Source organism: Streptomyces sp. (genome assembly GCF_019510245.1).
Taxonomy (GTDB): Bacteria; Actinomycetota; Actinomycetes; order Streptomycetales; family Streptomycetaceae; genus Streptomyces.
The window spans coordinates 1-13445 of the sequence record NZ_JAEKKT010000141.1 but is presented as its reverse complement, the minus strand read 5'-3'; the positions used below and the strand labels follow the sequence as shown (position 1 = coordinate 13445).

General features: G+C 70.9%; 11 protein-coding genes and 1 tRNA gene. 5 read left to right on the top strand and 7 right to left on the bottom strand.

The features are described from left to right. Positions 1–53 precede the first annotated feature (53 nt). Positions 54–2144 (top strand): glycosyltransferase family 39 protein, encoded by a 2091-nt coding sequence (locus tag JF597_RS22975; protein ID WP_293997764.1) that lies wholly within the window; start codon positions 54–56, stop codon positions 2142–2144. An 85-nt stretch (positions 2145–2229) separates the two neighbouring features. Here JF597_RS22975 and JF597_RS22970 read toward each other — a convergent pair. Next, positions 2230–2304 (bottom strand) — tRNA-Val (locus tag JF597_RS22970). Positions 2305–2500: 196 nt separating this feature from the next. On the opposite strand from JF597_RS22970, the gene JF597_RS22965 reads away from it, so the two are divergent. From JF597_RS22965 to JF597_RS22955, 3 genes are all read left to right on the top strand, one after another. Continuing rightward, positions 2501–3892 (top strand): hypothetical protein, encoded by a 1392-nt coding sequence (locus JF597_RS22965; RefSeq protein ID WP_293997748.1) that lies wholly within the window; start codon positions 2501–2503, stop codon positions 3890–3892. A 69-nt stretch (positions 3893–3961) separates the two neighbouring features. Then, positions 3962–4501 (top strand): DUF4383 domain-containing protein, encoded by a 540-nt coding sequence (locus JF597_RS22960; protein WP_293997746.1) that lies wholly within the window; start codon positions 3962–3964, stop codon positions 4499–4501. Positions 4502–4690: 189 nt separating this feature from the next. After that, on the top strand, positions 4691–4915 hold the full coding sequence (locus JF597_RS22955; RefSeq protein ID WP_293997744.1) for a zinc ribbon domain-containing protein: 225 nt from the start codon (positions 4691–4693) through the stop codon (positions 4913–4915). On the opposite strand, the gene JF597_RS22950 is transcribed toward JF597_RS22955, so the two are convergent. The 3 genes from JF597_RS22950 to JF597_RS22940 are packed head-to-tail and all read right to left on the bottom strand — an operon-like array spanning position 4912 to position 9547. After that, positions 4912–5724 carry an HAD family hydrolase gene (locus JF597_RS22950; protein ID WP_293997742.1) on the bottom strand — a complete coding sequence of 271 codons (813 nt, stop codon included), beginning with the start codon at positions 5722–5724 and terminating at the stop codon, positions 4912–4914. The genes JF597_RS22955 and JF597_RS22950 overlap by 4 nt on opposite strands. Beyond that, the gene (locus JF597_RS22945; RefSeq protein ID WP_293997740.1) at positions 5724–8345 is read right to left on the bottom strand and encodes a phosphoribosyltransferase; all 2622 of its coding nucleotides are present in this window, start codon (positions 8343–8345) and stop codon (positions 5724–5726) included. The genes JF597_RS22950 and JF597_RS22945 overlap by 1 nt, the downstream gene beginning before the upstream one ends. A 29-nt stretch (positions 8346–8374) precedes the next feature. Then, positions 8375–9547, bottom strand: coding sequence for an HpcH/HpaI aldolase/citrate lyase family protein (locus JF597_RS22940; protein WP_293997738.1), 1173 nt, complete (start codon positions 9545–9547; stop codon positions 8375–8377). A gap of 176 nt (positions 9548–9723) precedes the next feature. Between JF597_RS22940 and JF597_RS22935 the strand changes: the two genes are divergently transcribed. After that, positions 9724–10509, top strand: a complete 786-nt coding sequence (locus tag JF597_RS22935; protein WP_293997736.1) for a TerD family protein — start codon at positions 9724–9726, stop codon at positions 10507–10509. Between the two features lie 93 nt (positions 10510–10602). On the opposite strand, the gene JF597_RS22930 is transcribed toward JF597_RS22935, so the two are convergent. The 3 genes from JF597_RS22930 to JF597_RS22920 all read right to left on the bottom strand — a co-directional run bounded on the left by JF597_RS22930 (position 10603) and on the right by JF597_RS22920 (position 13307). Continuing rightward, on the bottom strand, positions 10603–11337 hold the full coding sequence (locus JF597_RS22930) for a Tellurium resistance (RefSeq protein ID WP_293997734.1): 735 nt from the start codon (positions 11335–11337) through the stop codon (positions 10603–10605). A 119-nt stretch (positions 11338–11456) separates the two neighbouring features. Next, complete coding sequence (locus JF597_RS22925; RefSeq protein WP_293997732.1) at positions 11457–12602, bottom strand: DUF475 domain-containing protein; 1146 nt, start codon at positions 12600–12602, stop codon at positions 11457–11459. A gap of 129 nt (positions 12603–12731) precedes the next feature. Next, positions 12732–13307: a TerD family protein gene (locus tag JF597_RS22920; RefSeq protein ID WP_293997730.1), complete on the bottom strand. Its 576-nt coding sequence runs from the start codon at positions 13305–13307 to the stop codon at positions 12732–12734. Positions 13308–13445: the final 138 nt, after the last annotated feature.

Here is a 13445-nt window from a genome sequence, read left to right as displayed (position 1 = left end):
GGCCTGTGCACCGCTGCCTCACCTGACCTGCCGATCCGAGGACCCCCACTGCCATGACCGCCATCCCCGCCGTCCGGCCCACCGGAGCGCACCGAGGCCGCCGGGCGGCGAACCGACGCCCCGGCCGGCCGGAAGACGCCCCGCGCTGGGAGCGCCCGGCGCTCGCCGCGGTGCTGGTCGTCGCCACCGTGCTGTACTCCTGGGGCATCGGGCACGCCGCGCTCCACCCCTTCTACGGGGCGGCGATACGGTCGATGTCCAGCGGCTGGCGCGCCTTCTTCTTCGGCGGGCTCGACGCCAGCGGTGCGATCAGCATCGACAAGCTGCCCGGCGCCTTCTGGCCCGACGCGGTCTCCGTCTGGCTCTTCGGCCCGCACACCTGGGCGGCCGCGCTTCCGCAGGTCGTCGAGGGCGTCCTCACCGTATGGCTGCTGCACCGGATCGTACGGGCCTGGGCCGGTCCGTTCGCCGCGCTGACCGCCGCGCTGGTGCTCACCCTCACCCCGGTCACGGTGGTCCTCGCCCGGGCCACCATCCCGGACACCGCGCTGACCCTGCTCCTGGTGGCGGCCGCCGGGGCGCTGCAGAAGGCGGTGCGCACCGAACGGCTGCTGCCGCTGATCACCTGCGGTGTCTGGGTGGGGCTCGCGTTCCAGACGAAGATGCTGCAGGCGTGGCTGGTGCTGCCGGTCTTCGCCGCCGTGTACCAACTGGCCGCGCCCGGCACCGCGGTGAGGCGGGCGCTGCGCGTCCTGCTGGGGGGTGCGGTCGCGCTGGCGGTCTCCTGTCTCTGGGCGCTGATCGCGTGGGCGACGCCGGCCGGCAGCCGCCCGTACCTCGACGGGACGACCGACAACAATCCGTTCGCCCTGGTCTTCGGCTACAACGGCCTGAGCCGCTTCAGCAGCGACTCCACCGCGTTCGGCGCCGTCGCCGGCACCGCCACCAGCCGCACCACCGGCAACACCGGCTGGGACATGCTGATCAACAACACGGTCGGCCCGCAGGTCGCCTGGTTCCTGCCGCTCGCCGTGCTGGCCGCGGTCCTGGGCGTCGTCTGGCGCAGCGGGCAACCGCGAACCGACCTGCTCCGCGCGGGATTCCTGCTGTGGGGCGGCTGGCTGGCGGTGCACGCCGTGGTGTTCAGCGCCTCCAACGGCAACCACGCCTACTACACGGCCGTCATCGCCCCGGCGCTCGCCGCACTGGCCGGCGGCGGCCTCGCGCTCTTCCGGTCGGAGTACGAGTCGGCGTACGAGCCGGAGCAGGGACCGGACCACGAGCCGGAGCACGGGCCGAACCACCAGCCGGAGCAGGGGGCGGACCACGAGCCGGAGCGCGAGCCGGTGCCCTGGTCGCCGTACCTGTCGGCGCACGAATCGGAGCCATGGTCACCGCAGGTGGCCGTGGACGAATCCGAGCACGGGCCGGCGCGCGCATGGGGCGGCCGGCGGCACATGGCACTGCCGGCGGCGATCGCGCTGACGGCGGCATGGGCGCTGGTGCTCGACTGGCCGACCCGGTTCGTCTCCTGGCTGCTGCCGGTCGCCGTGATGCTCGCCCTGTGCGGTGTGGTGGGCCTGTGGAGCCGCGGGCCGCGCACCTCCCCACGGATGATCCACGCGGCCCTCGCCGCCGGGATCGGGGCCACTTTGGTGGTACCGGCCGGCTGGGCCGTCTCCAGCCTCGACCCGCTCTACGCGGGCGCCGCGGCCTCGCCGATGACCGGTCCGGTCGGCAACTCGTACTACCAGCACCAGCACCGCGCCCCGCGGAGAATAGGGCTCGACCAGCCCAGCACCCGCGACACCGCCCTGCTCGACTACCTCTCCGCGCACCGCAACGGCGAGAAGTACCTGCTCGCCACCCAGGCCGCCTACACCGCGGAGCCCCTGCTGCGCGCGAAGTCCGAACCCATCCTCGTCATGGGCGGCTTCACCGGCGACACCCCCTTCCCCACCGCCCAGCAGTTCGGCAGCCTCGTCGCCGACCACCAGGTGCGCTATGCGCTGCTCACCACCCAGCGTCCCACCAGTGCCACCACTACCTGGGTGAAGTCGCACTGCAAGCGCATCCGGCCCACCGCCTACGGCCGCCGCGCCGACGGCAGCTTCAGCCTCTACGACTGCAGCCCCCGGAAGTAGGACGAGGCCCCCGGGCAGAGGGACCGCGGACACGTCGACGGCCCCCGGTGATCACACCGGGGGCCGTCGACGTGCTACCCGCTTCTGGTGGGCGCGGACGGTTTCGAACCGCCGACATCCTGCTTGTAAGGCAGGCGCTCTACCCCTGAGCTACGCACCCGAGACGAGTCGACAGCCTACATCGTTCAGGACTCTGCCCCGCAATTGCGTTCTCCGGACCGGGCGGCACGCCTCGCCGGAAAAACCGAAGTGATCGAGCGAACCGCGAACTGACCGGCCCGTGTGTTCGTCTGTCACGGGTGGGAGAATGATTCCACCGCCTGAGCACAGGGCGTACCGCGGCACGGGAGAGGGATGTGACGGCGACAACGGCGACACCCGGGCAGTCGTATGCGCCTCCCCCGCCACCCCGGCACGGTGCCCCCGCCGCTCTCCGGGACGCCGTCGCCCTCATGAGTCTGCCGCTGGTGGCCGCTCTCGTGCTGCCCGCGGCGTTCGCCGGCGGCGGGACCCGGCGGTGGTTCGGGGGGCGGGCCGAGAGTCAGCGGGCCGAGGCCCAGGCCGCGAAGGACGCCGCCGCTTCCGCCTTCTACGAGCTGGACACCGCTCAGCGGGATCTGCGGATCTCCATAGAGACCATCTCCGCCGTCGACGACTCGCCGGCCGCCCGTCGTGCCGTCTCCGACTTCGAGGCGCTGGGGCGGCGGATCGACGACGTGAGCGATCGGTACATCCAGGCCATCGACGCCTACGACCTGGACCGGGACGACCTGGAGGCCGCCGCCGCGTCGCGGGCCCGGGGGGAGATCACCCGCGCCAAGGACGAGCTCGTCGGGGTCAAGCGGGAGCTGGACCGGTTCGGGGAGTCGCTCGGGCCGCTGCTCGGCAAGGCCGAGACGCAGCTGGCACGGCTCGCACCCGCCGTGGAGCGGGCCCGGCAGGCGCTGCTGGCGGCCAGCAACGCGCTGGACGCCGTACGGAAGACACAGCTGCGGGCCGATGACCTCGCGGCTCGGCTGGCCGCTCTCTCTCCCGAGCTGACCAAGCTCAATCAGGGGGCCGGGCAGCACGGTGCGCAGGCCACGCTGGAGCGGGCCGGGCGGGTGCAGCGGGAGGCCGAGGCGATCCGGGTCGAGGCGGAGCGGCTGCCGGAGAAGGCCGCCGAGATCGACCACCGGCTGGTGAGCCTGCGGACGCGCGCGCAGGCGCTGACCACCCGGGCCGGGCAGGTCGACCCGGTCCTCAGCGAGCTGCGGCGGCGGTTCTCGGCGGCCTGCTGGCAGGATCTTCAGCAGGTGCCCGAGCAGGCCGTGGCGAACGTGCGGCAGGCCGAACTCAAACTCACGGAGGCGCAGGCCGCGCGGGACGCGCAGAAGTGGGCCGAGGCCACCTCGCTGCTGGCGACCGTGCGGGCGCTGCTGAACAGCACCGACGAGGCCGTGTCGGCGGCCGGTGACCGGCTGGGCAGGCTGAACGGTGTGCAGAAGGATCCGCAGCAGGAGGTCGAGCGGACCCGGTTCGCGATCCGGGACGCGCAGCGGCTCGCGATGTCGGGGCGGACCAGTCCCGATCCGCGGCACGCGCGTCCGCTGGACGACGCGGTGGCGCGGCTGGACCGGGCGGTGGGGTCGCTGCAGGGGCGGCACCCGGACTACTGGCACTTCCTGACGGAGACGGAAGCGGTACGGGAGTCGGTCGCGCAGGTGGTCGCGCGGATCCGGGAGGACCGGGGCACCGGCGGTCACTGAGGCGTTTGCCGAAGAGCCGTCGCGGGCGGATATTGGGTAGGGTCCCGCAGTCGACACCAGGAGGCGGAGATGGCCTCACACGTCACGCACCCGGGGACGCGGCGGAAGAAGATCGACTTCGACGAGGCGCTGCCCGTCGACCACCGCCTGAACAGGGTCTACCGGATCGGGGCGGGCCTGATGGGCCTGTTCCTGCTGGCCTTCGGCATCCTCGGGCTCACCCGCCACATCGGTTACTTCGACACCGGCGGGAACACCGCGCTGGGTCTGAACACGAACGGCGCGCTGAGCGTGCTGTCGATCTGTGTCGGGCTGCTGCTCTTCGTCGGCATGGTGGTCGGCGGGAACTTCGCGTCCACACTGAACATGGTGCTCGGCGTGCTGTTCATCCTGAACGGCTTCCTGTTCCTCGGTCTGCTCGACACCGACTCGGACTTCCTGGCCTTCAAGATCCAGAACGTCCTGTTCAGCTTCATCGTGGGCCTGGTACTGATGGTGTTCGGGATGTACGGCAGGGTCAGCACGAACCTGCCGCACGACAACCCGTACTGGCGGGCCCGCCACCCCGAGGCGGAGCAGCGGGCCGGATCAGAGGCTCAGGCGCAGTAGAACCGAGGAGCGACCGCGTCGACGGCAGTCCTTGGCGCTGAGGTCTCCGGCCATGTCGTTGATGTGGCGCGTGTAGGCGCTCGCGCTCTCGCGAATCCAAGAGGGCGAGTCCGAGGAACGACGGTATTTCCCGGCCCGCCTCACATGGCTTGACACGCCCTCCGCATCACTGCCGCTAGCCTGTCCCTCATGCCCCGCTACGAGTACCGCTGCCGCACCTGCGGCGACACTTTCGAACTGTCCCGCCCCATGGCCGAGTCATCGGCTCCGGCAGCATGCCCGGAGGGGCATCAAGACACGGTAAAGCTCTTGTCGACGGTGGCGGTGGGGGGCACGGCCTCCGCGTCCGCCGCCGGCTCCGGCGCCCCCGCCGGCTCCGGTGGGGGCTGTTGCGGCGGCGGTTGCTGCGGCTAGCTCCCGGCACGGACCGCCTTCAGGAATTCCCGCAGGATCCGCTCACCGGCCAGCACCCCTCGCTCCGGCAGCGCGGCAATGGCCGGCCCGGTCCATCCGGCGTCGGCCAACTCCCCGTGCCCCGGCCGCCAGCCGCGGTCCGCGGCCAGCAGCAGGTCGGCGTCCAGCAGGGAGTCACCGGCGGCCAGCGTCAGCTCGGCCCCGGTCCGGCGCGCGACCTCCCGCATGGCCGCGCTCTTCGTCAGCGGCTTCGGCACGGCGTAGATCTTCCGCCCCTGCAACGACACCGTCCAGCCGCGGTTCTCCGCCCACACCGCGAGGCTCTTCACCCACTCCTCGGGCAGCAGCTCCCGCTCCACGACCAGGTAGGCGAACAGGTCCTCGGCGACCCGCTGCTTGCGCAGCCACACCGGGTCGGCGTGCTCCGCCAGGTACGCCCGCACCTCGTCGAGCGGCGCGCACTCGTCGGACAGCCGCGCCAGCACCCGCCGGTGCCAGTCCCCGTCGGACACCCCGTCGACCAGCAGATGCCCGCCGTTGGCGCAGATGGCGTACCTCGGCGCGGGCCCCGGCAGGTTGATCCGCTCGTACTGCTTGCGGGTCCGGGTGGTCGTCGGCACGAAGACGGCCGCGTCCCCCAGCTCGGTCAGCAGCCGCGCGGCCGTCTCCGTCAGGTACGACAGCGGCCTGGCCTCGTGCACCTCGACGCAGAGCAGCCGGGGCGCCCGCGCGTCCGGCATGGTCAGCGCGAGGGCGCCCGCCGAGTAGATGAGCGTACGGTCGAGGTCGCTCGCGACGATCACCGCCATCAGACGTTCACCGCCCGGCCGTCGGCGCCGGTCGCCCCGCGCGTGTACCTGGGGTGGATCAGCCCGACACAGGTGTACGGCAGTTCGCCGACCTCCTCCACCGGCACCCCTCTCTGCTCCGCGAGCAGCCGCACGTGGTCGAGGTCGGCGCCCGCCCCGGCCCGCGCCAGGATCTTCCAGGGCACCCGGCGCAGCAGCACCCGGGTGGTCTCGCCGACGCCCGGCTTGACCAGGTTCACGTCGTGGATGCCGTACTCCTCGCTGATCCGCTCGACGGCCGCCCAGCCCTCCCAGGTCGGCGTGCGGTCGGCGACGGCCAGTTCCTTCACGGCCGCGTCCACCGCGTCCACGACCTCCGCGAACCGCGCCGCGACCGCGTCGATGAAGGCCACCGACACGTCGGCCCCGGCCAGCTCGCGGTAGAACTTCGCGCCGTGGAAGTCGTCGGGGCCCACCAGGTCGGCCCGCAGCACGGTCCGCGAGATCAGCCCGGAGACGGTGGAGTTGAGGCACGCAGAGGGGATCAGGAAGTCCTCCCGGGTGCCGTACGTCCGCACGCACGACCCGGGGTCGGCGAGCACCGCGATCTCCGGGTCGAAACCGGAGACACCCGAGCGCTGCTCGAACTCCGCGACGGCGTCCGCGAGTTCCCGGGTGATCGCGCCCTTGCCCGTCCAGCCGTCCACGAACACGACGTCCCGCGGGTCGTGGTGGGCGGCCAGCCAGCGCAGCGCGTTCGCGTCGATGCCGCGGCCGCGCACGATCGACACCGCGTAGTGCGGCAGGTCGAGGCCGTACCGGAACCGCGCCCAGCGGCGCATCAGCACGCCCACCGGGGTACCGGCCCGCGCCAGCGACACCAGCACCGGCCGCGGTGACCGCTCGGCCAGCACGGTCTCGGTGACCACACCGACCGCCTCCGCGAGCCGCGCCGCCGAGGTCTCAAGGGCGGCGTGGAAGAGCGCCTGGTACTGGTCGCTCGGCTGGTACTCCACCGGCAGCGACTCGGCGTAGTGCGCGCCGCCGCTCTGGATCGCCTCCTCGCGCTCCTCGGTCGGCGCCTCCAGCGTGACGTCCGAGAGGTCCTGGAGCAGCCAGCCGACGTCCTCCGCCGGGTACGAGGAGAAGGCGGGGCCGCGGAGGGGCTCGGGCAGCATGGCGGGGCTCTCTTCGGTCAGCGCGGGGACGTACGACGGTACAACCGCGAGCAGGACGTGCGGGGCATGCGCGCCGAGCCGGTCCAGCAGGCCGCCGGGCGCGTGCAGTTCGGGGGTGTCGCCGGCCGAGTCGACGAACAGGACGACGGCGTCGAACCCGGCGCCGGCGACGTTGTACGCGTAGCGCTCGCCCGGGCCGTCGGCGGGGTTGTCGTGGGCCGGGAAGACGAGGCGGCTGCGGATGGCGTAACCGGGGTCGTCGACGGCCAGGACCGGCGAGCGGGTGGTGGTGGAGTACCGCACCTCGGCGGCGACCAGGGCCTCCAGCTCGCGGGCGATTCTGAGGGGGGCGTACATCAGCTCCTCGAAGCCGAGGGTGAGCACGCGGCGGGCGTCGGGGGGGAGCGCTTCGGCCACGCGGGCCGCCATCAACGGGAGGGCCGATTCGAGGCGCATCCGGTGGGCCGGGGTGAAGCCGTGCCGTCCACCGTCGGGGAGGCCGTGCGGCCAGTGCAGGTCGACGCGGGTGAGGTGGAGGTGGGGGGTGGTGCGGTCGCCGGTCGGCTGCGGACCGGTGGGGGCTTGTCGCGCCCACGCGGCGGCAGCCGCAGATTCAACACAGCCCCGCGCCCCGGGGTGGGCGGACTTGAAGTCGGCTTCAAGGGCAACGCCCTCAAGGGGCGCGGGGAACTGCGCGGCCGGCCGCGACGCTGGAGCGGACGACGAAGCACCCGGCGCGGCACTCTCTTCGTACCGCGCCACCAGCTCCTGTCCCTTTTCCAGCACCCCCTCCGGCAGGAGTACTGTCCCCGACGCCGCCGCCACCAGGTCCACCCTGGCGCCGATCTCCTCGGCGAACGCCGTCAGTCGCCCCGCGTCCGCCGCCGACCGCATATCCACCAGAGCCACCACGACGTAACGTTTCCGCGGATAACGGACGTGCAGGTCGCGGATCGTGTTCAGGACCGTGTTGCCGGTGGAGAACTCGTCGTCGACGAGGACCAGGGGGCCGTCGCCGGAGAGCAGGGCGGGGTCCTCGGGGAGCAGCAGGTGCGAGGTGGCGTGCGAGTGGGACTCCTCGAAGCCGCCCGCGGGGGCGACCCCGGCGACCGGCCGGCGCGTGGAGTGGAGATACGGGGCGAGGCCCATTCCGTCGGCCACCGAATGCCCGAGGCCCGTGGCCGTCTCGGCGTACCCCAGGACGACCGCCTGCCCGGCCTGCGACTCACCGAGCAGGTCACGCACCCGCCGGCCGAGCGCGAAGCCATGCCCGTACACCATGGACGGCGACTGCGGTACGTGCTTGCCGAGCACGTTGGAGACCAGGAGGTGGGCCCGTCGGGGGTTGCGGCGCAGGGCGAGGCCGAGGAGGGCCGTCAGGCCGTCGTCGCCCACGAGCTCGACGCCGAGCCGCTCGGCGACCCAGCTGCCGGACCAGACCCCGTTGTTCGCTGCGATGTTCATGGGTTCCCTGTGTCGTCCCGTAGCGTCCGTCAACCCGGTATCCCGGCGGCGAGCAGCTCCACGAAGCCGACGTCCTCGTTGGCCACGCCGAACACCTCGGCGCGGAGCATGGTCCGCTCGGCCCAGGCGCGGTGCGGCTTCACCTCGTTCATCTTGTTCGTGTAGGCCGAGCGAAGTACACCCCCGCCGCCGCGTTCCGGCCGCAGGATGTCCTGGGCGTCGGAGAACTCCTCGTGACTGACGACGGACAGCGCGTGCACGGGGATGACGTGGGACGGGTGGATGCAGGTCTTGCCGAGCAGCCCGTTGGCCTGGTCGAGGGAGATCTCCCTCAGCAGGCCGTCCATGGCGTGCTCGATGAGCCGGTTGCGCAGTTCCACGGCCTGCTCCTCCAGGAAGGGGCTGGTCCGCAACATCGGCTTGAACATGCGTTCGGGGACCCGGAAGTACTCCCAGACCGGCCCGGTCACCGTGAACCCGGTGCCGTCGGCCCGGCCCAGCATGTTGACCACGTCGGCGATGACGGAGGCGATGATCTGCACGTCGTAGGCGGTCATGTCGGGGGCGCGGCGCAGCCCGTACGACGAGCAGAAGTCGGTCACGCCGAGGCGCAGCGCCAGCACCTTGTCGCGGTACTTGTCGACGGCGCGGGCGATGCCCTCCAGGGCGTCCACGCGCGTCTCCCGGTACATCAGCTCGGGCGTCTCGAGGACCGGCATGCCGAAAAGGCGGCGCCCGCTGCTGAGTGCGGCGCCGTCCAGGGCCTGGAGGAAGGGGATGCCGCGCTCCTCGGTGAACTTCGGGAACACGAATCCGGACAGCAGCGACACGCTCGCGCCCAGCCGCCGTACCAGGTCGGAGATCTGCTCGGGCTCCCGCACCCGGATGAAGAGCAGCGGCAGCTCCACGCCCGCCCGCTCCCGCTCGGCAAGGTCGGCGAACTGCCGGACCAGGTTCTCCTCGCCCGCCGGCACGTCCTCGTCGCCGATGGAGTCCTCCAGGCACAGCACCATCGAGACCACGCCCAACGCCGCCTGCTTGACGATGTCGTCGGCGAGCCGCGGCCGGGTGGCCGGGCTGTACAGCGTGGCGCCCAGGGCCGCGGAGAGCAGCCGGGCCGGGGAGTCGGCGGTGAACTCGCACGGCTCCTGGTGGAAGAGGCGCTGCCGCACCTCAGGTGCGATGTGCCCGAAATGACGCATAAAACTCCCCCGTGGCATGGGCCGAGCCTGTGGAATTGGTAAAGGGTGGCCGGTAATAGTACGTACAAAGCCATGTCCGGGGTTCCCGCCGGGCATGAATTTCAGGTAACCCGCCTGTGTCGGTCGCGAGGCCCCCCGCGTTGTCGTGACCAGGACGGAGAGGGCAGGATGACCGCATGACGCACGCGATGCTGAAGGGGTCGAACGTCCCGCTGGAAGCCACCACGGTCCGGGCCGTGCTGCGCTGGACGCCCGGGCAGGGGGTTCCGGACGTGGATGCCTCGGCGCTGCTCCTCGGCCCCGACGGACGTGTGCGCTCCGACGAGGACTTCGTCTTCTACAACCAGCCCCGGCACCCCTCCGGGAAGGTCTGGCGACTCGGCAAGAAGCGGGTCGCCGAGGGCCTCACCGACACGATCCAGACAGATCTCCCCGGTGTCGAGCCCAACGTCGGCCGAATCCTCCTGGTCGCATCCGCGGACGGCGTCCCGTTCGAACACGTACCCGCCCTGCGCATCCTGCTGTACGACGCCTCGGCGCCCGATGCAGAACCGCTGGCCCACTTCGACATCAAGCCGGAGACCGGCGCCGAGACGGCCCTGATCTGCGGCGAGCTGTACCGCAGGGGCGAGGGCTGGAAGTTCCGCGCGCTCGGCGAGGGCTACAGCAACGGCCTGAAGGGCCTGGCCACGGACTTCGGCATCTCGGTCGACGAGTCCGAGCCGATGGAGGAGCCCCTGACGTCCCTCCCGCTCCCGCCCGAGCAGCCGACGTCGGTCCCCGCCCAGCCGGCGTACGGCTACCCCCAGCCGGCCACCTACGCCTACCCGCAGCCCGCCTACACCCAGCAACAGCCCCAGTCGGGCTACGGCTATCCCCCACCGGCCCCGGTTCCGGTGGCGACGGTCCCGAACACGGACTTCCGGCTGCCTCCGCAGGGGCCGCAATTCATCGGGCGCTAGCTGGATGTTTTTCAGGGGTGCGAGGAACTGCGCGAGCAACCACGAACCACCCGCACTCGCGCACTCACCGCACACCCCACCCCCGTACGCGAACTACCGCTCCGCCGTCTTGTAACCCCGCCCCCACTGCAGCCCCCACCCGTACAACCGGTCCAGCTCCCCCTGGAACCCGTACACGAACTTCACCTCACGCCGGACGACCAGCTCGCCCTTCACGTTCTCGATCATCACCACCGCGCACGACCGGGCCTGCGGATGCCGTTCGTCGAGGCCTATCTCGATCCGCGGCCCGTTGCTCGGGTACAGCGTGACGACCGCGTGGGTGCGGTCGAAGGCCGGCGTCTGGTCGTAGATGTAGACGAACACCAGCAGCCGTTTGATGTCGTCCCGGTGGTCGAGGTTGACGTACATCGTCTCGCCGGACGCGGAACCGAACCGGTCGTCGCCGCTCAGCTTGACGTACGGCGGTGCGTTCACGTCCCCGAGCAGGCCGCCGAGCGGCTGGACGACCCCCTTCGTCCCGTCGGCCAGCTCGTACAGCGCCCCGAGGTCGAGGTCGACGTTGACCATGCTCTGCCCGTGCCCGATCACCTCCGGCGGCCTGAGCGCCTTGAAGGGGTGCCGCAGCAGACTCGTGCGCTGCTCGCCGTCGAAGTCGGACGTCCGCATCCGCCAGCTCAGGTTGATCCGCAGGTTGCCGGTGGCCGCGCCCTGCTTGGTGAGCGACACCTGCTGGTGCCGCCTGGTGAGCTCGATGGAGTTGGACGCGGCGCTGCCCGAGTCGAACTCGGCCGCCCTGCCGCCCAGCAGCCCGTCGAAGAAACCCATTCCCGCCCCCAGTAACTCCTGAAAACGCCTGGGGGCGGCCGACCGGTCGGCCGCCCCCATCAGAGCGTTCCTCGTCGAGGAGGGCGTCACACCCTCCGTTTTCGGCCCGGCGAGCCGCTTCAGACCCCCGAGGAGACCTCAGCCTTGTCGTCCGACCCGGCGTTTCCCTCGGCTTCCGCGAGCCGCTGGTTGCGCCGTACGGAGGACCAGAACGACCAGCCGATCAGGACGACGCCGACGAGGCCGGTGATGACCTCGTTGATCTCGTACTGGATGGTGACCATCAGGATCACGGCCAGCGCGCCGATGGCGTAGTGGGCGCCGTGCTCCAGGTAGACGTAGTCGTCCAGGGTGCCCTGGCGGACCAGGTACACGGTGAGCGAGCGGACGTACATCGCGCCGATGCCGAGGCCGAGGGCCATGAGCACGATGTCGTTGGTGATGGCGAAGGCGCCGATCACGCCGTCGAAGGAGAAGGACGCGTCCAGGACCTCCAGGTAGAGGAACATGAAGAACGCGGCCTGGCCGGCCAGCTGGACCGCCGACTTCTTCTTGCCGCTGCGCTCGGCCTCTTCCTCCTCCTCGTGCTCGCGCTCCTCCTCGGCCTCGAGGCGGTCCTCGAAGAAGCCGGAGAGGCCGCCGACGATCATGTAGGTGATCAGGCCGGCGATGCCGGCGATCAGGACCGTCTGCGCCTTGTCGACGTGGCCGCCGCCGTGCTGGTGGGCGTGGGTGGCGAAGGTGAAGGAGGTGATCAGCAGGACGATCAGGGCGATGCAGACCGACAGCATGTCGACCTTGCCGAGCTTGGCGAGCGGGCGCTCGATCCAGCGGAGCCACTGGATGTCCCGGTCCTCGAAGATGAAGTCCAGGAAGATCATCAGCAGGAACATGCCACCGAAGGCGGCGATCGCCGGGTGGGCGTCGGTCACCAGTTCCTGGTAGCGGTCCTTGTTGTTGAGCGCGAGGTCGACGGCCTCGATGGGGCCCATCTTGGCGGTGATCGCGACGATGACGACCGGGAAGACCAGCCGCATGCCGAAGACCGCGATGAGGACGCCGACCGTGAGGAAGATCTTCTGCCAGAAGGCGTTCATCTTCTTCAGGATCCCGGCGTTGACGACCGCGTTGTCGAACGACAGGGAGATCTCCAGGACGGCGAGGATCGCGACGATGCCGAAGGCCTCCCACCCCCCGTAGAAGACCGCGGCGACCAGGCCGAGCGCGGTGATCGCGAACGACCAGCCGAAGGTTTTCAGAAGCACTGGCTACCCAATCTTGTGTGTACGGGTCTCGCTCGCGCCGTACTCGGCTTTACCTACTGTTGACCACGAAGTGTAGAGGGCGCCGGTGTCCTACGGGTGGGTCGGGCCCTACATCCGGACTGTGCGGTGCTATGAGACGTTCACACCGAAGTCGAGCGCGATGCCGCGCAGACCGGAGGCGTAGCCCTGGCCGACGGCACGGAACTTCCATTCGCCCTGGTAGCGGTAGAGCTCGCCGAAGATCATGGCCGTCTCGGTGGAGGCGTCCTCGGACAGGTCGTAGCGGGCGAGCTCCTGGCCGTCGGCCTGGTTGACGACCCGGATGAAGGCGTTGGAGACCTGGCCGAAGGTCTGGCCACGCTCGTCGGCCATGTGGATCGAGACCGGGAAGACGATCTTGTCGCAGGTGTCCGGCACCTTGGGCAGGTCGACCAGAATCGATTCGTCGTCGCCCTCGCCCTCACCGGTGAGGTTGTCGCCGGTGTGCTCCACGGAGCCCTCCGGGCTCTTGAGCTGGTTGTAGAAGACGAACCACTCGTCGCCGAGAACCCGCCCGCCCTGGCACAGCAACGCGCTGGCGTCCAGGTCGAAGGGGGCGCCGGTGGTGGAGCGGGCGTCCCAGCCGAGTCCGATCATGACGTTGGTGAGGTTCGGTGCGGCCTTCGAGAGGGAGACATTGCCTCCCTTGGCGAGCGTGACGCCCATGGTGATGGTCCTCCCCTAGCGGTGTTTCTCCGGTTGTCCTGCGCGTCCGGCGCCGACCGTAAACGGTGCGGCGCCGGACAGAGCGGACTTTCGAACGCCCCGGGGGCGCTCACTGGCTCAGACGTTGACGCCGAAGTC

Coding starts and splice junctions, on each gene's coding strand:
- JF597_RS22930 (WP_293997734.1), bottom strand. CDS start 11,337: ATGGGTTTCTTCGACGGGCTGCTGGGCGGCAGGGCGGCCGAGTTCGAC.
- JF597_RS22950 (WP_293997742.1), bottom strand. CDS start 5,724: ATGGCGGTGATCGTCGCGAGCGACCTCGACCGTACGCTCATCTACTCG.
- JF597_RS22940 (WP_293997738.1), bottom strand. CDS start 9,547: ATGCGTCATTTCGGGCACATCGCACCTGAGGTGCGGCAGCGCCTCTTC.
- JF597_RS22920 (WP_293997730.1), bottom strand. CDS start 13,307: ATGGGCGTCACGCTCGCCAAGGGAGGCAATGTCTCCCTCTCGAAGGCC.
- JF597_RS22975 (WP_293997764.1), top strand. CDS start 54: ATGACCGCCATCCCCGCCGTCCGGCCCACCGGAGCGCACCGAGGCCGC.
- JF597_RS22945 (WP_293997740.1), bottom strand. CDS start 8,345: ATGAACATCGCAGCGAACAACGGGGTCTGGTCCGGCAGCTGGGTCGCC.
- JF597_RS22935 (WP_293997736.1), top strand. CDS start 9,724: ATGACGCACGCGATGCTGAAGGGGTCGAACGTCCCGCTGGAAGCCACC.
- JF597_RS22955 (WP_293997744.1), top strand. CDS start 4,691: ATGCCCCGCTACGAGTACCGCTGCCGCACCTGCGGCGACACTTTCGAA.
- JF597_RS22960 (WP_293997746.1), top strand. CDS start 3,962: ATGGCCTCACACGTCACGCACCCGGGGACGCGGCGGAAGAAGATCGAC.